The organism is Pseudomonas sp. S2_C03, from assembly GCF_054668405.1.
Genome location: NZ_CP162766.1, coordinates 5,297,144 through 5,321,916 on the forward strand (window position 1 = coordinate 5,297,144; position 24,773 = coordinate 5,321,916).

The window sequence follows — 24,773 nt, forward strand, 5'->3', positions numbered from 1 at the left end:
GCCCGAGATAACAATCCATGTACCGTGAACGTATTCGCTTGCCTTCGTTGTTGGAAAAGGTAATGAGCGCAGAAAACGCTGCTGCTCTGATTGAGGACGGCATGACCGTCGGCATGAGTGGCTTCACTCGAGCCGGCGAAGCCAAGGCCGTGCCTCATGCATTGGCCGAGCGCGCCAAAGTCTCACCCCTCAAGATCACGCTGATGACCGGCGCGAGCTTGGGCAACGACCTCGACAAGCAGCTCACCGAAGCCGGCGTCCTTTCGCGACGCATGCCGTTTCAAGTCGACAGCACACTGCGCAAGGCAATCAACGCTGGCCAAGTCATGTTCATCGACCAGCACCTGTCGGAAACCGTCGAGCAACTGCGCAACCAGCAGCTCAAACTGCCAGATATCGCCGTGATTGAGGCCGTAGCGATTACCGAGCAAGGCCACATCGTGCCGACCACCTCCGTGGGTAACTCGGCTAGCTTCGCGATTTTCGCCAAACAGGTGATCGTCGAGATCAACCTCGCGCACAACCCGAATCTGGAAGGTTTGCACGATATCTACATCCCGACCTACCGCCCGACGCGCACGCCGATTCCGCTGACCAAGGTCGACGATCGCATTGGCAGCACCGCCATTCCAATCCCGCCGGAAAAAATCGTCGCCATCGTCATCACCGACCAGGCGGATTCGCCTTCGACCGTAACGCCCCCGACGCCGACACCCAATCCATTGCCGACCACCTGATCGGCTTCCTCAAACAGGAAGTGGCGGCCGGGCGCATGAGCAACAAGCTCGGCCCGTTGCAGGCCGGCATTGGTAACATTGCCAACGCGGTGATGTGCGGCCTGATCGACTCGCCGTTCGAAGACCTGACCATGTACTCCGAAGTGCTGCAGGACTCGACCTTCGATCTGATCGACGCCGGGAAGCTGAGTTTTGCCTCGGGCAGCTCGATCACCTTGTCCAGCCGTCGCAACAGTGACGTGTTCGGTAACCTCGAGCGTTACAAGGACAAACTGGTCCTGCGCCCGCAAGAAATCTCCAACCACCCGGAAGTGGTGCGCCGTCTCGGCATCATCGGCATCAACACGGCGCTGGAGTTCGATATTTACGGCAACGTCAACTCCACCCACGTGTGTGGTACGCGGATGATGAACGGCATTGGCGGTTCAGGTGACTTCGCCCGTAACGCTCACCTCGCGATCTTCGTGACCAAATCGATTGCCAAGGGCGGCGCCATTTCCAGCGTGGTGCCGATGGTCAGCCACGTCGACCATACAGAACACGATGTCGACATCCTCGTCACCGAAATCGGCCTGGCTGACTTGCGTGGCCTGGCGCCGCGGGAGCGGGCGCGAGTGATCATTGATAATTGCGTGCACCCGGACTACCGCCCCGCCTTGAACGACTACTTCACCGCGGCTTGCGCACTCGGGGGCCACACCCCGCACATCCTGCGCGATGCCCTGAGCTGGCACATCAACCTGGAAGAAACCGGGAAGATGCTCGCCCAGTAACGTGTACAGACAGCAGCTGACGCAAACACAGTTTCGTCAGCTGTCTATTGCACGGCACCAATCTGCTTAAAACTGTACTACTGTACCGGCGATTTCCTACCCTATTTTCCTACCATGCTTGCCTAAAAGCGCAAAAACGCACTAATTAAGTGCAGACAGGTACAGTTGCCTCAAATTGGACCAGTACACCACCTTTAAACAGTTAACTGGTCTCTCACATTACAGGTGAACTGTATCTAGAGGGACTGGCCAAACAAGAGGATCATTGGCATCAGTTAAACCACTACCTAATCCCGCCACAAGCGGAAGGATGTCAATCATGGAACGTACACTCAGTTCCGAGCTGTTCTTCGAAGATACTGCTGCAAAGACCCAGGCTTCCCTGCCTCTTCGTGTTATCGCCAACCTGATGTTGTGGCAGCGTCGTATCGCCAGCCGCCATCAACTGGCTCGTTTGGATTCGCGTCTGCTGGCCGATGCCGGGATTAGCGAAGCACAACGCTACGAAGAACTGGCCAAGCCGTTCTGGCGCTAATTTAGCGTCGCTGGCTCTGACCCAAGGGTCACCCGCCAGCCCCCGAATTGAACAAGCAAAACCCGTCGTGGGAAACCACGACGGGTTTTGTCGTTTCGGGTGCTGTGAAAACCCAAAATAGCGGATACGCGTGAAACAGGTACAGTTTGTGAAGATCACCTACTGAACCAGTACAATTGCAGCTTGGCGCGTCTGACAACGGCCATCGCCTTCACTCGTATTGACGTGCGGCACTGGCAATCCATGATGGCGTTTAACACAAGGGCTGTGCGAATCGACGCAGGCAGGCCTAATATCAAGCCAGAACGTGGCGATGAGTGTGTGACAGGCGTCTGACTCACCAGATACTGCGCCACCTCTCCATCCGCTCAATCAAAGGAGTCATCCCCATGCCCCGTCTACGCCTGCTTAGTGCTGCCGCCCTGCTTGCCATGGCTGCCAATGCCCATGCCACCAGCTTCATTGTGACCACCGATGCTGTCGTCGGCGCGCTCAAGGCTACGTCCGATGCCACTTCGGACGTCACCTCGTCGTTCCGCGATGACAAGATCGTGCGCGCCGCACGTGACGACGCTGCCAGCTTTGTCGCCAGCGAAGGCGCCATCCGTGGCGTGAAGCTGGAAAGCGCACTGGACCACATCCGCCATCAGGCACCAGGCCTGGACGCGACAGATGCACAGCTGGCCCAAGCCATCCTGACGATCTGAGCGTCACCCGCCCCGGGACACCGATGCGGTGTCCCCACACCTCAGCACTGGCTCTAGACCGGGCGTTACGCTAGCCTTGGGACTCACTTTCGACAGTCGAGTCCCATGATCTTTCCTAAACACCTACTGATCACACCGTTTCTTTTCGCCTGTTGGGCAGGCTCGGCTCAGGCCTTTGACCTGACCACCCAAGGTGTCGTCGCCTCGGGCTACGCCACAAGTATGGTGACCTCCGCGCCTTTCGATCGTAAGCTGCTGGCCGCCCGGGATGACGCTGCGTCATTCATTGCCAGTGACGGCCAATTGCGCGGAGCACAACTGGAGTCCGCCCTGAATTATCTGCATCGGACCCAGCCGAAACTTCATGCAAGCGACCTTGAACTGGCGCAGGCGATTCTCGTCAAATAGTTAATCTTGTTCCTCCGGAGTCGTTCCATGCGTAGCCCGCTGATTATTGCCACCCTCGGCCTGTTGTTGCTGGCCGACGTCACCCAGGCGCACACCCTGGTTGGCACCAGTAACATGCTCCTCAACGCCACCCGGCGCTCCCTGGACTTCACCTCCGACACGACCACGTCCATACGTGACTCGAAAATCGTTCGCGAAGCCCATGACGATGCAGCGAGTTTCGTCGCCACCGACGGTGACATTCGCGGCGCGAACCTGGAAGCCGCCATCAATGTATTGCGCGCCCGTGTGCCTGAAGCCCGGGACGCCAGCGATCACGCACTCGCCGAAGCCATCCTCGCATTGTGAGGCGATTGAATGCCTGGCTACTGGCCGGGGCCGTATTGCTGCTGAGCAATACGGCCCATGCCGACCTTCAACTGCGGCTCAAGACCGATGGCCTTAGCCCTGCTCAACAACAGGCCAGCCAGGCACTGCTGGATGAAGCGATGCAGGCGTTACCGCCGCGTTTCATCGAGCAACTTGACCGGCGCATCGACGTCGGCTGGTCCGACGATATGCCAAGCAATGCCTACGGCCAGGCGTCGCTGGTGTCCGAGCTCGATCTCAATCGCAATCTGCTCGCCAGTCTCACCGACGGCAGCGCAGCCAGCAAAAAAACCTATCGTCCCCACGGCACGGTGCGCCGCGAGATGCTGGCGACGGTGCTGCACGAACTCACCCACATTTATGATCGCTCGCGTCTATGGCCGGCCACGGAGCGTACGCTGATCCAGCGCTGCACCCGACGCAGCAACAGCGCCGGGCTGATCGGCATCCCCGATGAATGCCGGGGCCAATCCGCCCGACGTTTTACCCTCAGCGACGACCCGCGCCTGCTCGACCTCGCGGGGTGGCCGCAATACGTCGGCCGTCGCGGCGAGCGTGAACAACACAACCGCCAGGTCGCCCGCAGTCCGGACATCTACGAAACGAGCAGCCCCAAGGAATTCGTCGCGGTTAACATGGAGTATTTCCTGCTCGATCCGAGCTACGCCTGTCGCCGCCCTTCGCTCTATCGCTATTACAAGGACCACTTCGGCTGGGCACCCGCCGCCAAGGACACCTGCAGTCGCTCCTTCGCGTTCCTCAATGCCGGCAACGACTTTGCCAAGCAGCCTCTGGGGCAGGTCGACCCCGAGCGGGTGTACGCCGTTGACTATCTGCTGGCCGAGGCCAACCAGAACTGGGTCAGCCGGTGGGGGCACAGCATGCTGCGCCTGGTGATTTGTGCACCGGGGCGCCCCCGTGGCCCGGATTGCCGGCTCGATCTGGATCAGCACCTGGTATTGTCTTACCGCGCCTTTGTCGGCGACGTGCAACTCTCGAGCTGGGACGGGCTGGTCGGCAAGTATCCGTCGCGCCTGTTCGTCCTGCCCCTGGCCCAGGTGATCGACGAATACACCAAAACCGAACTGCGCAGCCTCGCCTCGGTGCCACTGAACCTGTCCCGCGACGAGATCGAGGGCGTGGTGGAACACGCCGCTGAAATGCACTGGAGCTACGACGGCAATTACTTCTTCCTGTCCAACAACTGCGCCGTGGAAGGCTTGAAACTGCTGCGCAGTGGCAGCAATAACGCCAAACTGGTCGGACTCGACAACATCATGCCCAACGGCTTGCTGGAAGTGCTCAAGGGCCGAGGGCTGGCAGACACCAGCGTGCTGGACGATCCCCGCGAAGCGTTGCGCCTGGGCTATCGCTTCGACTCGTTCCGCGATCGCTATCAAGCCATGTTCGACGTGCTGAAAAAACACCTGCCGATCAAGCAGGAAAAGGTCGAGGACTGGCTGTCCCTGAAGGCTGAAGAGCGTCGCCCATGGATCGAGCAGGCTGACTTGCGCACCAGCGCGGCGTTGCTGCTGCTGGAACAGGCCGCATTCCGCCAGCAGTTGGTACTGGCCCAGGACGAAGTGAAGCAACGCTACCTCGGTGCCCGGGAGCTGAAGAACGGCGGCATGGAAAAGGCCAACGCGACCTTGCAGGAGATCCTCGCCAACAGCGGCTTCCTCAGTCGTCCGGCTGAATTGCTGGCCGCCGGCGGTTATGGCTTGCCGCAACCCAACGAATGGCAGCGCCTGGAATCGGAAAGCAGCCTGCGCCAGAAACAGCTTCAACTGCTGACCGGTGATCTCGACAAAGAAGTTCGGGCCCTCCTGGATCCGAGCCGTGCCGCCGAGATGGCCGCCAACGAAGCCAACCTGAAACAGGTGGGCGAACATTTGCGCAAGTTGCACAAAGCGGCCGGTGGATTGGAACTGCCATGAAAAAAGGGTCCCAGAACAGTGTTCTGGGACCCTCGATGAGCCGGTGTCACGAAATACTGTAGCTCGCCTTAATCGATGCGGGCCTTTCGCACGCCATCGGCCAACGCCGCGCACAGGCTCAATACGCCATCGACTGCTTGATCGGGCGTCGATGCGTTGGCGATGTGATCGATCAGTGCCGACCCCACGACCACGCCATCAGCCAGACGCGCGATGGATGCCGCCTGCTCCGGCGTCCGGATGCCGAAACCGATGCTGATCGGCAAATCGGTGTGGCGACGCAGGCGTGCTACGGCCTCCTCGACGTGTTCCAGTGTGGCCGCGCCCGCACCGGTCACACCGGCAACCGATACGTAGTAGACGAAGCCGGAGCTGCCGTTCAACACGGTGGGCAGGCGCGCATCATCCGTTGTTGGCGTGGTAAGGCGGATGAAATCGATGCCGGCCGCCTGGGCCGGATCGCACAGCTCGCCATTGTGCTCGGGCGGCATGTCGACCACGATCAGGCCATCGACACCCGCCTCCTTGGCATCGGCAATGAAACGCGGCACGCCGTACATGTGAATCGGGTTGAAATAGCCCATCAGCACCAGCGGCGTTTCGCTGTTGTCCTGGCGGAACTCGCGAACCATCTGCAGGGTTTTCTTGAGGTTCTGCTTGGCACCCAGGGCGCGGATATTCGCCAATTGGATCGCCGGACCGTCGGCCATTGGATCGGTGAACGGCATGCCCAGCTCGATCACATCCGCGCCAGCGGCAGGCAAACCCTTGAGGATCGCCAGGGAGGTGTCATAGCTCGGGTCGCCAGCGGTGACGAAAGTCACCAGCGCGGCACGATTCTGTTGCTTGAGTTCGGCAAAACGCGTTTGCAGGCGGCTCATCAGTGTTTCTCCTGCTTGGCTTGAGAGTTTTCCATGTGGTGCATCACGGTCTGCATGTCTTTGTCGCCACGACCGGACAGGTTCACCACCATCAAGTGGTCCTTGGGTAGGGTGGGCGCGCGTTTGAACACTTCAGCCAGGGCATGGGCACTTTCCAGTGCTGGAATAATCCCTTCCAGGCGGCAGCATTTGTGGAAAGCATCGAGGGCTTCGTCGTCAGTCACCGAGGTGTACTGGACACGACCGATGTCATGCAACCAGGCGTGTTCCGGACCGATACCCGGATAATCGAGGCCGGCGGAAATCGAGTGGGCATCAATGATCTGGCCGTCGTCGTCCTGTAGCAGGAAGGTGCGGTTGCCGTGCAACACACCCGGAACACCGCCATTGAGGCTGGCCGCGTGCTTGCCGGTTTCAATACCGTAGCCGGCCGCTTCAACACCGATGATCTGGACACCCGTGTCATCGAGGAATGGATGGAACAGGCCCATGGCGTTGGAGCCACCCCCGATGCAAGCCACCAGACTGTCAGGCAGTCGACCTTCCTGGGCTTGCAATTGGTCGCGGGTTTCCTTGCCGATGACCGCCTGGAAGTCGCGAACCATCGCCGGATAAGGATGCGGGCCCGCGACTGTGCCGATCAGGTAGAAGGTGCTGTCGACGTTGGTCACCCAGTCACGCAGGGCTTCGTTCATTGCATCCTTCAAGGTGCCGGTGCCGGCCACTACCGGAATCACCGTGGCGCCCAGCAGCTTCATACGGAACACGTTGGCCTGCTGGCGTTCAATGTCGGTGGTGCCCATGTAGATCACGCACTCCAGACCGAACCGTGCGGCCACGGTGGCGGTTGCCACGCCGTGCATGCCGGCGCCGGTCTCGGCGATGATGCGTTTTTTGCCCATGCGACGTGCCAGCAGGATCTGGCCGATGCAGTTGTTGATCTTGTGCGCGCCGGTGTGATTCAGCTCTTCGCGCTTAAGGTAAATCTTCGCGCCGCCACAGGCCTCGGTCAGGCGCTCTGCGAAATACAGCGGACTTGGACGCCCGACGTAGTCACGCTGGAAGTAGGCGAGTTCTTCCTTGAACGCCGGATCTTCCTTGGCTGCTTCGTATTCACGGGCCAGGTCGAGGATCAACGGCATCAGGGTTTCGGCAACGTAGCGGCCACCGAACGTGCCAAACAGGCCGTTGGTGTCGGGGCCGTTGCGCAGATTAGTCTGGGTCATGGGTCGCTCCGTTTGAATGCGTGGGAGGCTGGTGAACAGCAAGTGGGCTTAACTCTACCCCTGACGCCCCGGCCTGAAAACCGATAAGATCGCCGCAACCTGTCAGGAAAACTCACAGATCTCATGAGCCACGACCTTCCCCCGCTCAACGCCCTGCGCGCCTTCGAAGCCACTGCCCGCTTGAACAGTGTCAGTCAGGCTGCCGAGCAGTTGCACGTGACCCACGGCGCGGTGAGCCGGCAATTGAAAGTCCTGGAAGAACACTTGGGCGTGAGCCTGTTCGTCAAGGATGGTCGCGGCCTTAAACTCACAGATGCCGGCGTGCGGCTGCGCGATGCCAGTGGCGAAGCCTTCGAACGTTTGCGCACCGTCTGCGCCGATCTGACCCAGAGCACCGCCGACGCCCCCTTCGTGCTCGGGTGCTCGGGGAGCCTGCTGGCGCGCTGGTTCATTCCGCGCCTGGGCCGGTTGAATGCCGACCTCCCGGACCTGCGCCTGCACCTTTCGGCCGGTGAAGGCGACCTCGACCCCCGCCGCCCCGGACTGGATGCCTTGCTGCTGTTTGCCGAACCGCCATGGCCCGCGGACATGCAGGTCCATGAGCTGATCAGCGAACGCATCGGTCCTGTGATGAGCCCTCGCTTCACTGGCTACCAACGCCTCGAAACTGCGCCGGCCAGTGCCTTGTTGAACGAACCTTTGCTGCACACCACCTCACGACCGCAAGCCTGGCCAAGCTGGGCACAGCAAAATGGCCTCGACGCTAAAGCGTTGAAGTACGGGCAGGGTTTTGAGCATTTGTATTATTTGCTGGAGGCCGCCGTGGCCGGGCTGGGCGTGGCGATTGCCCCGCAACCTTTGGTGGCCGAGGACTTGAGGGCCGGTCGCCTCATTGCGCCATGGGGTTTCAGTGAAACCCCGGCGCAACTGGCGTTGTGGCTACCCAAGCGCGCCGCTGACGGGCGCGCCCGGCAATTGGCGCAGTGGCTGAAAACCGAGCTGCGCCAGACAGATCAGTCGCGTTTGCACAGCAAATAAGCGGCCAACAGACCCAAGGCGCCCACCGCCACACCGGCAGTCGTCCACGGGTGTTCCTGTGCATAGTCTCGGGTGGCGATCCCGGTTTCGCGGGTTTTGACTTTGACTTCCTCATACGCATCGCTGAGCAGGTGACGCGAATGTTTCAGCGCGCTCTCGGCATTGGTTTTCAGCGCCTTGAGCGTTTTACGCGACTCGTCCGAGGCGTCATCCTTCAGACTTTCCAAAGACTTCAGCAGACTCTCGATCTCGGCTTCCATGCTTTGCAATGAGGCTTTACGTAAAGAGGTGTTGGCCATGGTGGCTCTCCTGCGTTGGTGATGAGTGGCGTGTGTTGATTGGGACTTCAGGGGTTCGAGAAAGTGCAGTAAATCTGAACTTCTGCGTGGGATTGGCCGCCAGAAGTAATACGAAAATCACTGCTAGGCTGTATTCACACCCAAGGAGAACGCCCATGACTGACCATCACACCTACAAGAAAATCGAGCTTGTCGGCTCATCTACCAGCAGCATCGAAGACGCCATCAACAACGCGCTGGCCGAAGCCAATAAGAGCATCAAGCATCTGGAATGGTTTGAAGTGACCGAAACTCGCGGGCACATCCGGGACGGCAAGGCCGCTCACTTCCAGGTGACACTCAAAGTAGGATTCAAGATTGCCAGCAGCTGAGTTTGAGCGAGTCTTCTGAACTTGCGCGCTGGCCGAGTGCCATAGGGAATGGCAAAGCGCTATATGTGTGCATCCGGCACATGGCTGGATGCTCCCTTTGATCCGACCAGGGAGTGCGACCGATGAAGAAGTTTATGTTGGCGGTAGGATTGTTGAGTCTCGCAGGTACAGCGCTGGCTGATGGCAAACCATGCGAAGAGTTGAAGGCCGAAATTGCGGCCAAGATCGACGCCAAGGGTGCGTCGAACTATTCGCTGGAGATTGTCGATAAAGGCACTGCGGCTGACGGAAAAGTGGTCGGCACCTGTGAAAAAGGCACCAAGGAAATCGTCTACAAGCGCGGTTGAGTGCGCTCAAAAAAACCGACGCCATTGGCGTCGGTTTTTTTCTGCTTACCCCTGTAGGAGTGGCTTAGCCCTTCATCAACTGCGCCAGCAGCTCATAGGAATGCACGCGGTCGGCGTGCTCATACAGGTCACAAGTGAAGATCAACTCATCGGCCTGGGTTTGCTCAACCAGCACCTCCAGTTTGGCGCGAATCTTCTGCGGGCTGCCGACCATTGCCAGACCAAGGAAATCACCGACCGCTTCTTTCTCATGGGGCAACCACAAGCCGTCCATGGTTTTCACCGGTGGGCGCTGCACCAGACTCTGCCCACGCATCAACGCGAGAATACGCTGGTAGACAGAGGTCGCCAGGTAATCGGCTTGTTCATCGGTGTCAGCCGCCACCAACGGAACACCCAACATCACGTAGGGCTTTTCCAGGACGGCTGATGGTTTGAAGTGATTGCGGTAGACACGAATCGCTTCGTGCATGAAGCGCGGAGCAAAATGGGAAGCAAATGCATAGGGCAAACCGCGCTCCCCCGCCAACTGGGCGCTGAACAAGCTGGAACCCAACAACCAGATCGGCACCTGAGTGCCGGTGCCCGGCATCGCGATGACACGTTGATCCGGTGTACGCGGACCGAGGTAGCGCATCAGTTCTGCGACATCTTCCGGAAAATCGTCAGCGCTGCCGGAACGTTCACGGCGCAGAGCGCGGGCGGTCATCTGATCGGAACCGGGGGCACGGCCCAGGCCCAGGTCAATGCGACCTGGATACAGGCTTTCGAGGGTGCCGAACTGCTCCGCAATCACCAGCGGCGCATGGTTGGGTAACATCACCCCACCCGAGCCCACCCGAATCGTTGAAGTACCACCGGCCAGGTAACCGAGCAACACCGAGGTCGCTGAACTGGCGATCCCGTCCATGTTGTGGTGTTCGGCGACCCAGAACCGGGTGTAGCCAAATTTCTCGACATGCTGCGCCAAGTCCAGGGAATTGCGCAGCGATTGAGCCGCGCTGCCGTTCTCGCGCACAGGCACCAGATCCAGGGTCGAAAACTTGATATCGGACAGTCGTTTCATAATCCTGCTTCTCCAATTGGCGCAGGTTTTTTATGACGAACGAAAACCTGCCGAATGCATAGCGTGCTTCATGCAATGAGGGCATATACCCGAGTTTCAAGAGGCGCGTGGAAATTTCCTACGAATTTAGTCGGATTTAACAGATAGGGTGAACTTTGCATCACCGTCTATCCTCAGAACCTTGGCAAGTAAAACCACCAAGGCGCGGCACTTCGCGCCGGATTCTGAGGAGGCAGACATGGCTATTACCAAGAAGGCATCGGCGCATTGGGAAGGTGATCTGAAAACCGGCATCGGCTCCATTTCCACGGAAACCGGCGTTTTGAGAGAAGCGCCATACGGCTTCAAGGCGCGTTTTGAGGGCGGCAAGGGCACTAACCCGGAAGAACTGATTGGCGCGGCCCACGCAGGCTGCTTCTCCATGGCTTTTTCAATGATTCTCGGCGACGCCGGCCTCAAGGCCGACAGCATCGACACCAACGCCGAAGTGGTGCTTGACCAGGTGGAGGGTGGCTTTGCGATCACCGCCGTGAAGTTGATCATGAAAGCCAAAATCCCCGGTGCCACCCAGGCGCAATTCGAAGAGCTAAGCAATAAAGCCAAGGAAGGTTGCCCAGTGTCCAAAGTGCTGAATGCAAAGATCACGCTGGAGGCCACACTGGTCAGCTGATTTCACCTCGCCGCGACAGACGAATCGCAGCCTGCCCCGGCTGCGATTTTTTTACGCAGAAACAAAACCCGAACGGCGCGTTTGTGGTCGAATAAATGACAGCAACGAAAACGCAAACCTCTGCGTGCTGCCTTAAAGGAGCTTCATCGATGAAACGTTTTGCCCTGGCGGTTATTTGCACTGCGCTGGCAACTTCGGCATTGGCCGCGCCCAAGGACTGCGAAGAATTGAAGAACGAAATCGAGGTGAAAATCCAGGCGAATGCCGTGCCCTCCTACACGCTGGAAATCGTGTCGAAGGAAGAAGCCGAAAAGCATGACGTCGCCATGGTCGTCGGCACTTGCGATAACGGCACCAAAGCCATCATCTACCAGAAGAACGACCGCTGATTCACTTAGATGATGCAGTTGACTTCCCGGTCTTCGGCCACGATCTCACGCTTGGCGTTGTACAGCCGGGCGCTGGGCGTGAACGCCAGGGAGCGGCCTTCCAACACGTAGCGTTGGCCCGCTTCGAAATGGTCGTAGCGGATGGTCAGGTAGCACAACCGCTCCACGGGGCCGGTCATCAGGCTGCCACCACCGCCAAAGACCTCAAAATCGAAGCGCACACGCAGTTCATGGCTGCCGGGGGTGACCTGGAAAAAACGCCCGTCGCGCAAGCGCTGGTGATCCAGGCGTTCAGCCATCATCAGCTTGCCACCGGGAGTGGGCGTCGCAAAATCCACCCAGGCCATCTGTGGATTGACCGCCGGTAAAGGGCTCTGGCAGCCAGCGATGGCGCCAGCCACGAGCAATAGCAACAACCTGCGCATGATGAATGTCCCGAGGATTAGACATTCAGCATAGCGCCGATCAGGTCCGCTGGCAGCCTGCCGGTGTGCCCTGGCCAATCACGTTTCGCTGTTGATCATAGAGTTTGGCCCACGGCCGGAAGCCGATATTGCCGGCTTGCAGCTGATATTTCTCACCGGCATTGAAGCCGTTGAATTTCACGTTCATCTGGCAATCGCGCCAAAGTGTTTCGGCGCCCGGCCCAATGTTGCTCGGCTCCACCGCAAACTGATAACGCACCGTCAGCTCATGGCTGCCAGGCTGAACCTCGAAATAGCGTTTGTCCGTGGAAGCCTTGGCATCGACCTCCAGCGCCTGGAGCGCGGTGTCTTGCTGTGGCGAATCAAGATCGATCCACGCTTGCGAGGGGTCATGGTGGGGTAAACCGAAACCTGCACAACCTGTCAGCATCAACAGGCTTCCCGTCAGCATCATCTTGCGCATAGCGGAGCTCCAGTCAGGCGGGATAGTCTTGCGGGCAGACTTTCCAGGGATGATTTTATTTTGATCAGGCCGCTTCCAAGCCTTGGGTTACTTGATCGCGTTTTGCGCGTTTTGTTTCCAGGTACGCTGCTTTTATTAATCAATGGCTGCACCAGCGTCAGTTACTACGGCCAACTGGCCAATGGTCAGCTGCAATTGCTGCGCGCCCGGGAGCCGGTTTCGCAGGTCATTGCCGACCCGTCCCGCGACCCGATTTTGCGCGCGCGACTGGCCGAGTCGCAGAGGGCACGAACATTCGCCAGCCAGCAACTGCATCTGCCGGATAACCAGAGCTACCGCCTGTACGCCGATATTGGTCGACCGTTCGTCGTCTGGAACGTGTTCGCCACGGCGGAGTTTTCTCTGTCGCCGCAAAACCATTGTTTCCCCATCGCCGGCTGCGTCGCCTACCGCGGTTACTACACCCAGAGTGCGGCCCGAGGCCAGGCGGCTTTGCTGCGAGAGCAAGGTATGGACGTGTCGATCGGCGGCGTCGAGGCTTATTCGACGCTCGGTTGGTTCAACGATCCGATCGTCAGCTCGATGACGGGTTGGGGTGACGAGCGGCTGGCGACGCTGATCTTCCATGAGCTGGCGCACCAGCGTGTTTATGTGAAGGACGACACGGAGTTCAACGAGTCCTTCGCCACATTTGTGGAACAGCAAGGCACGCGGCAGTGGCGCGCCTATCGCGGTTTGCCGCCGGACAAGGGGCATCAGGGGCAGCAACGGGATCAATTCATCGAACTGGTCCTGCAGACGCGCTCAAGGCTTGAACGGTTGTACGCGCAGCCGTTGGCCGCCGGGGAGATGCGCAAGCGCAAGGCCGCGGAATTCGAACGGCTGCGCAGCGAGTACCGTACGTTGCGGGATAGTCAGTGGGCCGGGGATAAACGTTATGACGCGTGGATAAACGCGCCGATGAACAACGCACGTTTATTGCCGTTTGGTTTGTATGACCAGTGGGTGCCGGCGTTTGCGGAGTTGTTCAGGCAACAAAATGGCAATTGGGTGGCTTTCTATGCCGCGGTGGAGAAGTTGGCGGTGTTGCCGATCGAGGAGCGGAAGGCGGCATTGAGGGCTTTGGCGGAGGCAGACAAATCTGGCGGCTTGTAGGGCCCTATCCCGGGCAAGCGCGCTCCCACAGGGATTTGCATTGTTTACAAAATACATTGTGGGAGCGGGCTTGCCCGCGATAGCTTTCTTGCTAACGCCGCAAAAACGCCTGGTGCATCTCGACCAGCGTTTGGAAATGATAAGCCGGCGCCTCGGCGCTCAGCTCTTCGCGACTGCCAAACCCATACCCCACCGCTGCCGCATCCAGGCCGTTGCTATGCGCACCCATCAGGTCGTGCTTGCGGTCGCCAATCATCAGGGTATTGGCCGGGTCCAGGTCTTCTTCCGCCATCAGGTGGGCGATGAGCTCGACTTTATTGGTGCGGGTGCCGTCCAGTTCGCTGCCGTAGATCACCTTGAAGTGCCGGGCAAAATCGAAATGACGGGCAATTTCCCGAGCAAAGATCCACGGCTTGGACGTGGCGATGTACAACTGCCGCCCTTGCCCGCTCAGGGTTTCCAGCAACGGTGTGACGCCCTCGAAGACGCGATTCTCGTAAAGTCCGGTAACCTTGAAACGCTCGCGATAAAAATTCACCGCCTCCCAGGCCTTGGCTTCGTCGAAGTCATAGAACTGCATGAACGCCTGCAACAAAGGCGGACCGATGAAGTGCTCGAGCTTGCTCAGGTCGGGCTCGTCGATCCCCAGTTTGCCCAAGGCGAACTGGATCGACCGGGTGATCCCCTCACGCGGATCGGTCAGGGTGCCATCGAGGTCGAACAAAACGGTTTGGTAATGCATTTCGAATCCTGAATTGGAGCTTCGGGGGTCAGGCCTGGTCGTAGCCTTCGGCCAGATGCAGGTCCTTGAGTTTCACGTAGTTCGCCGCGCTGTAGGTGAAAAAGGCCCGCTCCCTGTCCGTCAACGGCCGTACCTGCTTCACCGGGCTGCCAACATAGAGGAAACCACTTTCCAGGCGCTTGCCCGGCGGCACCAGGCTGCCGGCGCCGATGATCACATCATCGGCGACCACCGCACCGTCCATGACAATACTGCCCATGCCGATCAACACGCGACTGCCGACGGTGCAGCCATGCAGCATGACCTTGTGGGCGATGGTCACGTCATCGCCGATCAGGCACGGGAAACCCTCCGGGTTGAAAGGCCCTGCGTGGGTGATGTGCAGCACACAGCCGTCCTGCACGCTGGTGCGTGCACCGATGCGGATGCGGTGCATGTCGCCACGAATCACCGTGAGCGGCCAAACCGAGCTGTCATCGCCGATTTCGACGTCGCCGATCACCACCGCTGAACGGTCGACAAAAGCGCCCTTGCCGAGCAACGGCGTGTGGTTCTGGTACTTGCGAAGGTTCACGATAGTGTTTCTCTCTGTCGCTGATAGCTGCGGTGAGCGTCGATTGTAATTAAGATGGCTGCATGTTTCTTCCAGCCAAGGTGTCAACCGTGAGCGTGAACAACCCTCTTTTGCAGTCCTACGACCTGCCGCCGTTTTCCGCGATCCGTGCCGAACACGTGCAACCGGCCATTGAACAGATCCTGGCTGACAACCGCGCCGCTATTATCGAGATCCTCAAGACCCAGGGCAAACAACCGACCTGGGCCGGCCTGGTACTGGCGATGGATGAACTCAACGATCGCCTGGGCGCAGCGTGGAGCCCGGTCAGCCACCTCAATGCCGTGTGTAACAGCGCCGAACTGCGTGAAGCGTATGAATCGTGCCTGCCGGCCCTGAGTGCCTACTCCACTGAGCTGGGCCAGAACCGCGAATTGTTCGAAGCCTTCCAGGCCCTGGCCAACAGTCCCGAAGCCGCCGGTTTCGACGTGGCGCAAAAAACTATCCTGGAACATTCCCTGCGTGACTTCCGCCTGTCGGGTATCGACCTGCCGGAAGCCGAGCAGAAACGTTATGCCGAAGTGCAGAGCAAGCTCTCGGAACTGGGCAGCCGCTTCTCCAACCAGTTGCTCGACGCTACGCAAGCCTGGACCAAACACGTGATCGACGAAGCCGCCCTCGCGGGCCTGACCGATTCGGCCAAGGCACAGATGGCCGCAGCCGCCCAGGCTAAAGGACTGGAAGGTTTCCTGATCACCCTGGAATTCCCCAGCTACTACGCCGTGATGACGTACGCCCAAGACCGTGCCCTGCGTGAAGAAGTCTACGCGGCGTACTGCACCCGCGCGTCGGACCAAGGCCCGAATGCCGGCCAGAACGACAACGGCCCTGTCATGGAAGAGATCCTCGATCTGCGGCAGGAGCTGGCCAAACTGCTCGGGTTCGCCAGCTTCTCCGAGTTGAGCCTGGCCACCAAAATGGCCGAGTCCAGCGATCACGTGCTGAGTTTCCTGCGCGACCTGGCCAAGCGCAGCAAACCCTTTGCCGTACAGGACCTGCAACAGCTCAAGGCCTACGCCGCCGAGCAGGGTTGCCCGGACCTGCAAAGCTGGGACAGTGGATTCTACGGTGAAAAACTGCGCGAACAGCGCTACAGCGTGGCCCAGGAAGCTCTGCGCGCCTACTTCCCGATCGGCAAAGTGCTGAGCGGCCTGTTTGCCATCGTCCAGCGCCTGTACGGCATCGAGATCACGGAGCAAAAAGGATTCGACACCTGGCACCCGGATGTGCGCCTGTTTGAAATCAAGGAAAACGGCCAGCATGTCGGTCGCTTCTTCTTTGATCTCTATGCGCGCGCCAACAAGCGTGGGGGTGCCTGGATGGACGGCGCCCGCGACCGTCGCCGCACGGCAGGGGGTGCACTGCAAAGCCCGGTAGCCAACCTGGTGTGCAACTTCACCCCGGCCGACAGCGGCAAGCCAGCGCTATTGACCCATGATGAAGTCACCACCCTGTTCCACGAGTTCGGTCACGGCCTCCACCACCTGCTGACCCGCGTAGAACACGCGGGTGTGTCCGGCATCAATGGCGTGGCGTGGGATGCGGTCGAACTGCCGAGTCAGTTCATGGAAAACTGGTGCTGGGAGCCGGAAGGCCTGGCGCTGATTTCCGGTCACTTCGAAACCGGCGAGCCCCTGCCGCAAGACCTGCTGGGCAAGATGCTCGCCGCGAAGAATTTCCAATCCGGTCTGATGATGGTGCGCCAGCTGGAATTCTCGTTGTTCGACTTCGAACTGCACGCGACCCACGGCGATGGCCGCGGTGTATTGCAGGTGCTCGAAGGCGTGCGAGACGAGGTGTCGGTCATGCGCCCACCCGCGTACAACCGCTTCCCCAACAGCTTCGCGCACATTTTCGCCGGCGGTTACGCAGCCGGCTACTACAGCTACAAATGGGCTGAGGTGCTGTCAGCCGACGCCTTCTCCAAATTTGAAGAAGACGGCGTACTCAACGCCGAAACCGGTCGCGCGTTCCGTGAGGCGATCCTGGCACGCGGTGGTTCCCAGGAGCCGATGGTGCTGTTCGTCGACTTCCGTGGCCGCGCCCCTTCGATTGACGCACTGTTGCGCCACAGCGGCCTCAGTGAGGAAGCAGCAGCATGAGTGAGGTGCCTGTGAAGACAAAAAAACGCTTCATCGCCGGGGCGGTCTGCCCGGCGTGCAGCGAGCCGGATAAGCTCATGATGTGGAGCGAGGACAGCGTCCCGCATCGCGAGTGTGTGGCCTGCGGTTATACCGATACCCTAAATGAACAAGGGCTGTCGGTGCCGAAGGAGTTAGGGACGCGGGTCAACGTTTCAGCGCTGAAGGTGCCAGACGCCAAGGTTCAGGCGGTGCAGTTTTTCCCGAACCCGAAACTGAAGAAAAAGCCTGACGAGCAGCACTGATGCCCGGCATCGCCGCCACCGCGCATTGCGGTGGCGGGCGCCACTCATTCGACGTGGGCTGACTTGAACCAGTTTTTCATGGAGCACGCGGCAAACGGACTGGTGCTGCAATCCCCGTTGGCCAGCGCCGTGCGCAGTTTTTCCACGTCGGCCTGCATCATGTAACGGATACTGTCTTTGAAATGCTTGTTGTCACCAAAGCCGCCCTCGGTCATTTCGCTCAGGGCATCTTCCTTGCTCCAACCTTGCACGACCACCCGATACATGGCGGCCATCAGGCCAGTGCGATCGGAACCATGTTTGCAGTGCATCAGCACTGGCCCTTTGGCTTCGGCCGTCTGGATCGTGCGCAGAGCCTTGATGACATCGGCATCGTCCACATGATTGGTACGATAAGGCAACTGAACACGTTCGATACCTGGCTTGGCCAGCCAACTGGAATCGGACTCCGGCAGGAAGTTGATCACAGTCGCAATGCCGAGCTTTTCCAATAGCGGCACCGCAGTACTGTCGGGTAGCGCGCTGCGATAAAGAGTCGGGGACATCTGGAAAAGGTTGTACCGGGCCTCGACCGGTTGCGCCCAATCCGACGGGTGGGACACGACCGAGTCGTCAGCGACCGCGAACGTCAGGTTGAACAAGGCAACCAGCGACAGGCACATCGCGCAAATTGAACGTGAAGACATACGTGACGACCATGAAAGGATGATGGCGCCGATGTTGAGCCGTAAACGGTCAAAGGACCGTGAGCGTCCTGTCAAAAGATTGTGAACAGCAAAACGTTGGCATGCTTACTTTAAAAACGAGCCTACATGAATTTCATGCAGGCTCGTTCGATAAAACTATCAAGGGTTGACGATTGCCGAATAAGCAGCGGCCAGGGCCAACAATTTTTGCCTGTCGTCATTATCGATATCGCCGTCACCGTCGATATCGCTCTTCAAATTCTTGATATCGAAGGAGCGGCCGCCATCGTCGGAGACCGCCGTCACGTAGACGTTATCTTCAAGGGTCTCCTTCACCTGCTCTATTTCTGGATTCCAAATCGACTCCTTGCGAGCAAGTTGCATAGAGACTTGTGCTTCCCGAGGATTGGTCGCACTGGGGGACAATAGTTGTAAAAAGATACCGCGTTGATTAAAAAACGACATTCTTTAAGTTCCATTTAATAAGTGAATACACGACACCTCGTGCGAGTTGGATATTACTGATCAAGGTAACTTTCGAGCTATTCGCTTTATGTTTCCCAGAGTTGCAACGATCTCTCCATAACCAAGAGGACAACACACATCGGCAATGTGAAGTGCCAAACGGCACTGGCTGATTCGCACGACCTTCGATACTGTATGTACATACAGTTTTTGAGTGATGCCCGATGAATACGCCTTTACCACCCCGCGGTCGCGGCACCGCCACCAACCCGCACAACCGATTCGCCCCGAACCGCTCGGTGACGCACGACGACGGCTGGTTTCAAGAAGCACCGGTCACTCAGGGCACCGAGGTGCAAATCGAGAAAGCGAAAACCATCATCACCCGTAACAACTCGCCTGACCTGCCCTTCGACCGCTCCATCAATCCCTACCGTGGCTGCGAGCACGGATGCATTTACTGCTATGCGCGGCCAAGTCATGCCTATTGGGATATGTCGCCCGGGCTGGATTTCGAAACCCGATTGATTGCCAAGACCAACGCGGCCGAGGTGCTCGAAGAACAGCTGAGCAAGCGCGGCTACCAGTGCGCTCCGATTAACCTGGGCTCCAACACCGATCCTTATCAGCCGATCGAACGCGAGCACAAGATCACCCGCAAAACCCTGGAGGTACTGCTGCGGTACAGGCACCCGGTGACCATCATCACCAAGGGCTCGTTGATCCTGCGCGACCTCGATTTGTTGGCTGAACTCGCCGAGCAGCGATTGGTGGCGGTGATGATCAGCCTCACGACCCTGGACGATGAGCTCAAACGCATCCTCGAACCCCATGCCGCCGCTCCCAAGGCCCGCCTTCGGGCTATTCGCGTGATGCGCGAGGCCGGGATTCCAGTGGGCGTACTGTGCTCGCCGATGATTCCGATGATCAACGACAGCGAGCTTGAAAACCTGCTGACCGAGGCAGACGCGGCGGGAGCGCAAAGTGCGGCGTACATGATGTTGCGCCTGCCTCTGGAAGTGGCGCCATTGTTCGAGGAGTGGCTGGCGGCCCATTACCCCCAGCGGGCTGCCCATGTGTTGAGTCTGATCCGCCAGAGCCGGGGCGGAGAGCTCTACGACAGTCGATTTGGCAGTCGGATGCGGGGGGAGGGCCCGTTTGCCGACCTGCTGGCGCAACGTTTTGCCAAGACGATCAAACGCCTGGGGCTCAACCATCGTGATGGTTTCAATCTGGACTGCGATGCCTTTTGTCCGCCGGGTCGCCAGATGTCGCTGATTTAAGGACAATAGGCCTATGGTTCATGAGTGGGAATGTATGAAAGATTCAGTCCGGTCACGCTTGGCATGATCTGGAACACACGTCCCAGAGCCTTTGATTCAGTTTGAGTTAAGTTTCAACGACTACCTTGTTCATCGAGTGACTGACGGGTCGAGATCTCTCACCTGGACGTTTTTTAAACAGCCACTGGCTTCACGCCGGACAAAACGGGAAAATTCCCCTGACTCCGCCAATGAGGAAGACTTCATGAGTGACAAGGATAAACAGCCGTTGGCTGCGTCGGTTTCGGCCTCACCCGAGGCAGAAAGCGCCGATGCAGCGCTGCAACACATCGTTGACGGTTTTTTGCATTTTCATCACGAGGTTTTTCCGCAGCAGGAAGAACTGTTCAAGAAACTCGCCACGGCGCAAAAACCCCGGGCGATGTTCATTACCTGCGCCGACTCGCGCATCGTGCCCGAACTGATCACCCACAGTTCGCCGGGCGATCTGTTCGTCACCCGCAACGTCGGTAACGTCGTCCCGCCTTACGGCCAGATGAATGGCGGCGTTTCCACCGCCATCGAATACGCGGTACTGGCGCTGGGTGTGCAGCACATCATCATCTGCGGCCACTCCGATTGCGGCGCCATGCGTGCAGTGCTAAACCCCGCCAGCCTGGAAAAGATGCCCACGGTAAAAGCCTGGCTGCAACATGCCGAAGTGGCGAAAACCATGGTGCACGACAACTGTAACTGCGCCGATGAAAACGAGACGATGCATGTCCTCACCGAGGAAAACGTCATCGCCCAACTGCAGCACTTGCGTACCCACCCCTCGGTAGCCTCGCGCATGGCGAACGGTCAGCTGTTCATTCATGGCTGGGTCTACGACATCGAAACCAGCAAGATCAAAGCCTACGATGCGGACCAGGGCGACTTCCTGCCGCTCGACGGCAGCCGACCGATTCCGGTGGCGACGCCCAAAGCGCGCTTCTAAATCCTCCTAAAAATCTGTGTGGTTTGATGCCGGCCGCTGTTTCAGCGGTCCGGCCTCGCCATGCCTGAAGAAAACTTCGGGAGAATCACCATGCGTGCAGCGCAACTAAAAGCTGTTCTGCCACGGGAGCTATTGGCTTCGGTGGTTGTGTTTCTGGTCGCCCTGCCCTTGTGCATGGGCATCGCCATCGCCTCGGGATTACCGCCGGCCAAAGGCCTTATCACTGGCATCATCGGCGGACTGGTCGTGGGCTGGCTCGCAGGCTCGCCGTTGCAAGTCAGTGGGCCGGCCGCAGGTTTGGCCGTGCTGGTGTTTGAGTTGGTGCGCGAGCATGGCATCGCCATGCTCGGACCCATTCTGTTGCTGGCCGGTTTGCTGCAACTGGTGGCCGGCCGACTGAAGCTGGGGTGCTGGTTTCGAGTCACGGCCCCAGCGGTGGTGTACGGCATGCTCGCCGGGATTGGCGTGCTGATCGTGTTGTCACAGGTGCACGTGATGCTCGACGCAGCGCCCAAAGCCTCTGGGCTGGATAACCTGGCAGCTTTTCCAGCAGCGCTGATTCAAGCGTTGCCGTCGGTTGGCTGGCAAGCGGGATTGCTGGGTCTTTCGACCATTGCCGTGATGTGGTTGTGGGAAAAATTCCGTCCGCATTCCCTGCGCTTCATTCCCGGCGCCTTGCTCGGCGTCGGCTTGGCCACGGGCGCCAGCCTGCTGCTGGCGTTGCAGGTCAAACGGGTGGAGGTCCCAGCCAATCTGGCAGAGGCCATCGACTGGCTGAAACCGGCGGACTTGCTCAACCTTGCGGACCCGACGCTGCTGATCGCAGCCCTTGCCGTCGCGTTCATCGCCAGCGCCGAGACCCTGCTGTCCGCCGCGGCGGTGGACCGCATGCACAGCGGCCAGCGCTCGGACTTCGACCGCGAACTCAGTGCCCAGGGCGTCGGCAATATGCTCTGCGGCCTGTTGGGCGCATTACCGATGACGGGTGTAATCGTGCGCAGTTCGGCCAACGTCCAGGCAGGCGCCTCAACCCGTTTTTCAACGATCTTTCATGGCCTTTGGTTGCTCGCGTTCGTGTTGCTGTTGTCCAGCGTGCTGCAGAGCATTCCGGTGGCGAGCCTGGCAGGTGTGCTGGTCTACACTGGCTTCAAGTTGGTGGACTTGAAGGTCTTCAAGGGTTTGGGACGCTATGGCCGGATGCCGATGTTCACTTACGCGGCCACTGCCTTGGCGATCATCTTTACTGATTTGTTGACCGGCGTGCTGATCGGTTTTGGCCTGACCCTGGTGAAGCTGGCGCTGAAGGCTTCGCGGTTGAAGATTAGCCTGATCGACCTGCCCAGGGATGGAGAGATGGAATTGCGCCTGGTCGGCGCCGCGACCTTTCTCAAGGTACCGGCCCTCACGCAGGTGCTAGGGACCATCCCCGATGGCTCGAGAGTGCATGTTCCGCTCAACAACCTGAGCTACATCGATCACTCGTGCCTGGAACTGCTGGAAGAATGGGGACGGGCCAATGCGGCCAAGGGTTCGAAGTTGGTGATTGAGTCGCGGGGGTTGAAGCGCAGGCTGGAAGGGCGTGTGCGGACGAATACCGGAATAGGTTCGGCCGTATAAATAACCTGTAGGAGCGAGCATGCTCGCTCCTACAGGGGTTAGGGGTAAAGGCTCACGCCTCCAACTCAAGCCCCACACCCAGTCGGCGCGACATGCACGGCCAGCGCTTCCAGGCAGCGCCGGTGTCCGGGCTGCTGAGTTTTTCTCGGTAGACCTCTACCGACTCCAGCGCGAAGCTCTCGTCGTCGAGCATGCTCACGACCGCGTGGTGCACCACTTCGTCCAACTGGTTGGCAAAGGCCTCACCGATCAATTGGTGGGCAATGAGATTGGCAACCGTCATGTCCAAGGGGATCAATGGCTGGCCAAAATGCTTGATGTACAGGTCGTTGACCTCTTCGACGAACCGATGCGCCAGATAGGCTTCATCCAGCAGACTGTCCAGCCCGACATGCCCCGCCATGATATTGGGAGGTTGGAGGAAGTACTGCTCGGCAATTTTCAGTACCGGTTTGATCTGTGACTCGATACCGGCTTCCCTGGCGACTTCATTGGCTGCATCCAACAGATCCGGCACTTCATCGATGTAGGCAGCGACAAAACGCGTCAGCACGCCGTGGGCATCCGCTTCCGGCAATTGGATCGAAGGATGCAGTTGAGGCAGTTTGCTTTCCAGCTGACGCATCAGCAGACCGGTATCGGCTTCGTGTTGTTGGGCTTTTTGGATCTGCTCGCGCAATGCGGCGGTGTTCATGAATACTCCAGGAAACGAAGGCAATGAAATAGGGAAGACATAACTTAGCTGGGTGACCGAAACGCTTAAGACGCATTTGTCATAATTGTTTCATCGTTGAGACAGCAAAGTTATAACCATTTGCCACCACTCGTCTGCATCCTTCTCCATTCGGGACCTTCAACGCAAGTCCCAGCTGTTTCAGATGATTTACGCCCTGACATTGCGAGGTCCCACTCGCTGTCTATACTCGGGTTTGAATGGAGTTAGCTGATGACGCCCGACTGCCCACGCAGCAAGGCCCGGCGATCAAGTTCGTAGTCTGATGCAGCCGCTCCCTTGCCGCAGGTGAAAGCCGGCGGGATAACAAGAACGATAAGGGGAACCCGCAATGATGCGACATCCACAAGTCTGGATGGGCCTCCTGTTGTGGTCGATTTTCAGTCCGGCACACGCCGCATGGACTGTGAATATGGCGCCTGGAGCGACTGAAATCAGTCACGCTGTGTTTGACCTGCACATGACCATTTTCTGGATCTGTGTAGTGATCGGCATCATCGTCTTCGGCGCCATGTTCTGGTCGATGATCCTCCACCGCCGCTCGACCGGGCAGGTGGCCGCAAAATTTCATGAAAGCACCACCGTCGAAATTCTCTGGACCATCGTGCCGTTCCTGATCCTGGTGGCGATGGCGATCCCCGCGACGGCCACCCTGATCAAGATGTACGACGCCAGTGAGCCGGATATCGATATCCAGGTCACCGGCTATCAGTGGAAGTGGCACTACAAATACCTGGGCCAGGATGTCGAGTTCTTCAGCAACCTGGCCACGCCCGCCGACCAGATCCACAACAAGGAAGCCAAGGGCGAACACTACCTGCTGGAGGTCGACAAGCCGCTGGTGCTGCCGATCGGTGCCAAGGTGCGCTTCCTGGTGACCTCTGCCGACGTCATCCACTCCTGGTGGGTGCCGGCCTTCGCGGTCAAGCGCGATGCCATTCCCGGGTTCGTCAACGAGGCCTGGACCCGCATCGACAAGCCTGGCATCTATCGCGGGCAGTGCGCCGAGCTGTGCGGCAAGGATCACGGTTTCATGCCAATTGTGGTCGAGGTCAAGGAAAAGGCCGATTACGAGAAATGGCTGGGCGAGCGCAAGGCAGAAGCGGCGCAACTCAAAGAGCTGACCTCCAAGGAATGGACCCTCGAAGAGCTCAAGGAGCGTGGCGACAAGGTCTATCACACCACTTGCGTGGCCTGTCACCAGGCCGAGGGCCAGGGCCTGCCGCCGATGTTCCCGCCACTCAAGGGGTCGAAAATCGCCACCGGACCGAAAGACGGCCACTTGAGCATCGTCTACCACGGCAAGCCTGGCACCGCGATGGCGGCGTTTGGCAAGCAGCTCTCGGAAGTCGATATCGCGGCGGTCGTGACCTATGAACGTAACGCCTGGGGTAACAACAAGGGCGACATGGTCACTCCTAAAGAAGTGCTGGAGCTGAAACAGGCGGAAAGCAAATGACACGGTCCATTGCGCAT

General features: G+C 58.9%; 28 protein-coding genes and 1 pseudogene. 18 read left to right on the forward strand and 11 right to left on the reverse strand.

The annotated features are described in order from the left end of the window. Positions 1-17: 17 nt before the first annotated feature. From AB4N64_RS24345 to AB4N64_RS24370, 6 genes and pseudogenes are all read left to right on the forward strand, one after another. A pseudogene (locus AB4N64_RS24345) lies at positions 18-1,510 on the forward strand (acetyl-CoA hydrolase/transferase family protein). A gap of 319 nt (positions 1,511-1,829) precedes the next feature. Then, entirely contained in the window at positions 1,830-2,045 is a 216-nt protein-coding gene (locus AB4N64_RS24350; RefSeq protein ID WP_368556419.1) for a DUF1127 domain-containing protein, read from the forward strand. A gap of 389 nt (positions 2,046-2,434) precedes the next feature. Continuing rightward, a complete protein-coding gene (locus AB4N64_RS24355) occupies positions 2,435-2,752 on the forward strand; it encodes a DUF2388 domain-containing protein (protein ID WP_460119246.1) in 318 nt (105 codons plus the stop codon). 105 nt (positions 2,753-2,857) lie between these two features. Beyond that, entirely contained in the window at positions 2,858-3,160 is a 303-nt protein-coding gene (locus AB4N64_RS24360; RefSeq protein WP_460119248.1) for a DUF2388 domain-containing protein, read from the forward strand. 27 nt (positions 3,161-3,187) lie between these two features. Then, positions 3,188-3,508, forward strand: coding sequence for a DUF2388 domain-containing protein (locus AB4N64_RS24365; protein WP_460119250.1), 321 nt, complete (start codon positions 3,188-3,190; stop codon positions 3,506-3,508). Continuing rightward, positions 3,505-5,466, forward strand: coding sequence for a DUF7844 domain-containing protein (locus AB4N64_RS24370; protein ID WP_460119252.1), 1,962 nt, complete (start codon positions 3,505-3,507; stop codon positions 5,464-5,466). The genes AB4N64_RS24365 and AB4N64_RS24370 overlap by 4 nt, the downstream gene beginning before the upstream one ends. Positions 5,467-5,534: 68 nt before the next feature. Here AB4N64_RS24370 and trpA read toward each other — a convergent pair whose 3' ends face one another. Both trpA and trpB read right to left on the reverse strand, forming a co-directional pair. Then, on the reverse strand, positions 5,535-6,347 hold the full coding sequence (gene trpA, locus AB4N64_RS24375; RefSeq protein ID WP_460119254.1) for a tryptophan synthase subunit alpha: 813 nt from the start codon (positions 6,345-6,347) through the stop codon (positions 5,535-5,537). Beyond that, positions 6,347-7,573, reverse strand: a complete 1,227-nt coding sequence (trpB, locus tag AB4N64_RS24380) for a tryptophan synthase subunit beta (protein WP_460119256.1) — start codon at positions 7,571-7,573, stop codon at positions 6,347-6,349. The genes trpA and trpB overlap by 1 nt, the downstream gene beginning before the upstream one ends. A gap of 123 nt (positions 7,574-7,696) precedes the next feature. Between trpB and AB4N64_RS24385 the strand changes: the two genes are divergently transcribed. Continuing rightward, positions 7,697-8,611, forward strand: a complete 915-nt coding sequence (locus AB4N64_RS24385; protein WP_460119258.1) for a LysR family transcriptional regulator — start codon at positions 7,697-7,699, stop codon at positions 8,609-8,611. Here AB4N64_RS24385 and AB4N64_RS24390 read toward each other — a convergent pair. Beyond that, positions 8,587-8,910, reverse strand: coding sequence for an ElaB/YgaM/YqjD family protein (locus AB4N64_RS24390; RefSeq protein ID WP_460119260.1), 324 nt, complete (start codon positions 8,908-8,910; stop codon positions 8,587-8,589). The two genes, AB4N64_RS24385 and AB4N64_RS24390, sit on opposite strands and share 25 nt — an antisense overlap. A 155-nt stretch (positions 8,911-9,065) precedes the next feature. On the opposite strand from AB4N64_RS24390, the gene AB4N64_RS24395 reads away from it, so the two are divergent. After that, entirely contained in the window at positions 9,066-9,281 is a 216-nt protein-coding gene (locus AB4N64_RS24395; RefSeq protein WP_460119262.1) for a dodecin, read from the forward strand. A 122-nt stretch (positions 9,282-9,403) separates the two neighbouring features. After that, positions 9,404-9,628: a DUF1161 domain-containing protein gene (locus AB4N64_RS24400; protein ID WP_460119264.1), complete on the forward strand. Its 225-nt coding sequence runs from the start codon at positions 9,404-9,406 to the stop codon at positions 9,626-9,628. A gap of 64 nt (positions 9,629-9,692) precedes the next feature. Here the strand turns inward: AB4N64_RS24400 and AB4N64_RS24405 are convergent, their stop codons facing one another. Continuing rightward, complete coding sequence (locus AB4N64_RS24405) at positions 9,693-10,694, reverse strand: LLM class flavin-dependent oxidoreductase (protein WP_460119266.1); 1,002 nt, start codon at positions 10,692-10,694, stop codon at positions 9,693-9,695. Positions 10,695-10,932: 238 nt separating this feature from the next. On the opposite strand from AB4N64_RS24405, the gene AB4N64_RS24410 reads away from it, so the two are divergent. Together AB4N64_RS24410 and AB4N64_RS24415 are read left to right on the forward strand one after the other, a co-directional pair. After that, complete coding sequence (locus AB4N64_RS24410) at positions 10,933-11,364, forward strand: OsmC family protein (protein ID WP_460119268.1); 432 nt, start codon at positions 10,933-10,935, stop codon at positions 11,362-11,364. Between the two features lie 149 nt (positions 11,365-11,513). Then, the gene (locus AB4N64_RS24415) at positions 11,514-11,753 is read left to right on the forward strand and encodes a DUF1161 domain-containing protein (RefSeq protein ID WP_460119270.1); all 240 of its coding nucleotides are present in this window, start codon (positions 11,514-11,516) and stop codon (positions 11,751-11,753) included. Positions 11,754-11,758: 5 nt separating this feature from the next. On the opposite strand, the gene AB4N64_RS24420 is transcribed toward AB4N64_RS24415, so the two are convergent. Both AB4N64_RS24420 and AB4N64_RS24425 read right to left on the reverse strand, forming a co-directional pair. Continuing rightward, on the reverse strand, positions 11,759-12,178 hold the full coding sequence (locus AB4N64_RS24420; protein ID WP_460119272.1) for a PA0061/PA0062 family lipoprotein: 420 nt from the start codon (positions 12,176-12,178) through the stop codon (positions 11,759-11,761). A gap of 40 nt (positions 12,179-12,218) precedes the next feature. Continuing rightward, entirely contained in the window at positions 12,219-12,641 is a 423-nt protein-coding gene (locus AB4N64_RS24425; protein ID WP_460119274.1) for a PA0061/PA0062 family lipoprotein, read from the reverse strand. Positions 12,642-12,701: 60 nt separating this feature from the next. On the opposite strand from AB4N64_RS24425, the gene AB4N64_RS24430 reads away from it, so the two are divergent. Continuing rightward, positions 12,702-13,796, forward strand: a complete 1,095-nt coding sequence (locus AB4N64_RS24430) for an aminopeptidase (RefSeq protein WP_460119276.1) — start codon at positions 12,702-12,704, stop codon at positions 13,794-13,796. 91 nt (positions 13,797-13,887) lie between these two features. On the opposite strand, the gene AB4N64_RS24435 is transcribed toward AB4N64_RS24430, so the two are convergent. After that, positions 13,888-14,538, reverse strand: a complete 651-nt coding sequence (locus tag AB4N64_RS24435; protein WP_460119278.1) for an HAD family hydrolase — start codon at positions 14,536-14,538, stop codon at positions 13,888-13,890. Positions 14,539-14,566: 28 nt separating this feature from the next. Continuing rightward, on the reverse strand, positions 14,567-15,112 hold the full coding sequence (locus AB4N64_RS24440) for a gamma carbonic anhydrase family protein (protein WP_460119280.1): 546 nt from the start codon (positions 15,110-15,112) through the stop codon (positions 14,567-14,569). Between the two features lie 62 nt (positions 15,113-15,174). Between AB4N64_RS24440 and prlC the strand changes: the two genes are divergently transcribed. Then, positions 15,175-17,253 carry an oligopeptidase A gene (prlC, locus tag AB4N64_RS24445; protein WP_460119282.1) on the forward strand — a complete coding sequence of 693 codons (2,079 nt, stop codon included), beginning with the start codon at positions 15,175-15,177 and terminating at the stop codon, positions 17,251-17,253. Continuing rightward, positions 17,250-17,537, forward strand: coding sequence for a YheV family putative zinc ribbon protein (locus tag AB4N64_RS24450; protein ID WP_460119284.1), 288 nt, complete (start codon positions 17,250-17,252; stop codon positions 17,535-17,537). Before prlC ends, AB4N64_RS24450 begins: the two co-directional genes overlap by 4 nt. A gap of 44 nt (positions 17,538-17,581) precedes the next feature. Here the strand turns inward: AB4N64_RS24450 and AB4N64_RS24455 are convergent, their stop codons facing one another. Beyond that, on the reverse strand, positions 17,582-18,223 hold the full coding sequence (locus AB4N64_RS24455; protein WP_460119286.1) for a dual specificity protein phosphatase family protein: 642 nt from the start codon (positions 18,221-18,223) through the stop codon (positions 17,582-17,584). Positions 18,224-18,382: 159 nt separating this feature from the next. Then, positions 18,383-18,688, reverse strand: a complete 306-nt coding sequence (locus tag AB4N64_RS24460) for a hypothetical protein (protein WP_460119288.1) — start codon at positions 18,686-18,688, stop codon at positions 18,383-18,385. A 224-nt stretch (positions 18,689-18,912) separates the two neighbouring features. Between AB4N64_RS24460 and AB4N64_RS24465 the strand changes: the two genes are divergently transcribed. The 3 genes from AB4N64_RS24465 (at position 18,913) to AB4N64_RS24475 (ending at position 22,564) form a co-directional block, all read left to right on the forward strand. After that, positions 18,913-19,971, forward strand: coding sequence for a PA0069 family radical SAM protein (locus AB4N64_RS24465; protein ID WP_460119290.1), 1,059 nt, complete (start codon positions 18,913-18,915; stop codon positions 19,969-19,971). Between the two features lie 244 nt (positions 19,972-20,215). Beyond that, complete coding sequence (locus AB4N64_RS24470) at positions 20,216-20,947, forward strand: carbonic anhydrase (protein WP_460119292.1); 732 nt, start codon at positions 20,216-20,218, stop codon at positions 20,945-20,947. 90 nt (positions 20,948-21,037) lie between these two features. Then, complete coding sequence (locus tag AB4N64_RS24475) at positions 21,038-22,564, forward strand: SulP family inorganic anion transporter (RefSeq protein WP_460119293.1); 1,527 nt, start codon at positions 21,038-21,040, stop codon at positions 22,562-22,564. 52 nt (positions 22,565-22,616) lie between these two features. Here AB4N64_RS24475 and AB4N64_RS24480 read toward each other — a convergent pair whose 3' ends face one another. After that, positions 22,617-23,258 carry a hypothetical protein gene (locus AB4N64_RS24480; protein ID WP_460119295.1) on the reverse strand — a complete coding sequence of 214 codons (642 nt, stop codon included), beginning with the start codon at positions 23,256-23,258 and terminating at the stop codon, positions 22,617-22,619. A gap of 370 nt (positions 23,259-23,628) precedes the next feature. Between AB4N64_RS24480 and coxB the strand changes: the two genes are divergently transcribed. Then, entirely contained in the window at positions 23,629-24,756 is a 1,128-nt protein-coding gene (gene coxB / locus AB4N64_RS24485; RefSeq protein WP_460119297.1) for a cytochrome c oxidase subunit II, read from the forward strand. The last annotated feature ends 17 nt before the right edge of the window (positions 24,757-24,773 follow it).

What these genes read in the sequence shown, in the direction of transcription:
- AB4N64_RS24415 (WP_460119270.1), top strand. Translation starts at nt 11,514, where the DNA reads ATGAAACGTTTTGCCCTGGCGGTTATTTGCACTGCGCTGGCAACTTCG.
- AB4N64_RS24395 (WP_460119262.1), top strand. Translation starts at nt 9,066, where the DNA reads ATGACTGACCATCACACCTACAAGAAAATCGAGCTTGTCGGCTCATCT.
- AB4N64_RS24390 (WP_460119260.1), bottom strand. Translation starts at nt 8,910, where the DNA reads ATGGCCAACACCTCTTTACGTAAAGCCTCATTGCAAAGCATGGAAGCC.
- AB4N64_RS24460 (WP_460119288.1), bottom strand. Translation starts at nt 18,688, where the DNA reads ATGTCGTTTTTTAATCAACGCGGTATCTTTTTACAACTATTGTCCCCC.
- AB4N64_RS24405 (WP_460119266.1), bottom strand. Translation starts at nt 10,694, where the DNA reads ATGAAACGACTGTCCGATATCAAGTTTTCGACCCTGGATCTGGTGCCT.
- AB4N64_RS24410 (WP_460119268.1), top strand. Translation starts at nt 10,933, where the DNA reads ATGGCTATTACCAAGAAGGCATCGGCGCATTGGGAAGGTGATCTGAAA.
- AB4N64_RS24455 (WP_460119286.1), bottom strand. Translation starts at nt 18,223, where the DNA reads ATGTCTTCACGTTCAATTTGCGCGATGTGCCTGTCGCTGGTTGCCTTG.
- AB4N64_RS24480 (WP_460119295.1), bottom strand. Translation starts at nt 23,258, where the DNA reads ATGAACACCGCCGCATTGCGCGAGCAGATCCAAAAAGCCCAACAACAC.
- trpA (WP_460119254.1), bottom strand. Translation starts at nt 6,347, where the DNA reads ATGAGCCGCCTGCAAACGCGTTTTGCCGAACTCAAGCAACAGAATCGT.
- AB4N64_RS24400 (WP_460119264.1), top strand. Translation starts at nt 9,404, where the DNA reads ATGAAGAAGTTTATGTTGGCGGTAGGATTGTTGAGTCTCGCAGGTACA.
- AB4N64_RS24355 (WP_460119246.1), top strand. Translation starts at nt 2,435, where the DNA reads ATGCCCCGTCTACGCCTGCTTAGTGCTGCCGCCCTGCTTGCCATGGCT.
- AB4N64_RS24365 (WP_460119250.1), top strand. Translation starts at nt 3,188, where the DNA reads ATGCGTAGCCCGCTGATTATTGCCACCCTCGGCCTGTTGTTGCTGGCC.
- AB4N64_RS24425 (WP_460119274.1), bottom strand. Translation starts at nt 12,641, where the DNA reads ATGCGCAAGATGATGCTGACGGGAAGCCTGTTGATGCTGACAGGTTGT.
- AB4N64_RS24435 (WP_460119278.1), bottom strand. Translation starts at nt 14,538, where the DNA reads ATGCATTACCAAACCGTTTTGTTCGACCTCGATGGCACCCTGACCGAT.
- AB4N64_RS24385 (WP_460119258.1), top strand. Translation starts at nt 7,697, where the DNA reads ATGAGCCACGACCTTCCCCCGCTCAACGCCCTGCGCGCCTTCGAAGCC.
- AB4N64_RS24350 (WP_368556419.1), top strand. Translation starts at nt 1,830, where the DNA reads ATGGAACGTACACTCAGTTCCGAGCTGTTCTTCGAAGATACTGCTGCA.
- AB4N64_RS24450 (WP_460119284.1), top strand. Translation starts at nt 17,250, where the DNA reads ATGAGTGAGGTGCCTGTGAAGACAAAAAAACGCTTCATCGCCGGGGCG.
- AB4N64_RS24360 (WP_460119248.1), top strand. Translation starts at nt 2,858, where the DNA reads ATGATCTTTCCTAAACACCTACTGATCACACCGTTTCTTTTCGCCTGT.
- AB4N64_RS24470 (WP_460119292.1), top strand. Translation starts at nt 20,216, where the DNA reads ATGAGTGACAAGGATAAACAGCCGTTGGCTGCGTCGGTTTCGGCCTCA.
- prlC (WP_460119282.1), top strand. Translation starts at nt 15,175, where the DNA reads ATGTTTCTTCCAGCCAAGGTGTCAACCGTGAGCGTGAACAACCCTCTT.
- coxB (WP_460119297.1), top strand. Translation starts at nt 23,629, where the DNA reads ATGATGCGACATCCACAAGTCTGGATGGGCCTCCTGTTGTGGTCGATT.
- AB4N64_RS24420 (WP_460119272.1), bottom strand. Translation starts at nt 12,178, where the DNA reads ATGCGCAGGTTGTTGCTATTGCTCGTGGCTGGCGCCATCGCTGGCTGC.
- AB4N64_RS24465 (WP_460119290.1), top strand. Translation starts at nt 18,913, where the DNA reads ATGAATACGCCTTTACCACCCCGCGGTCGCGGCACCGCCACCAACCCG.
- trpB (WP_460119256.1), bottom strand. Translation starts at nt 7,573, where the DNA reads ATGACCCAGACTAATCTGCGCAACGGCCCCGACACCAACGGCCTGTTT.
- AB4N64_RS24475 (WP_460119293.1), top strand. Translation starts at nt 21,038, where the DNA reads ATGCGTGCAGCGCAACTAAAAGCTGTTCTGCCACGGGAGCTATTGGCT.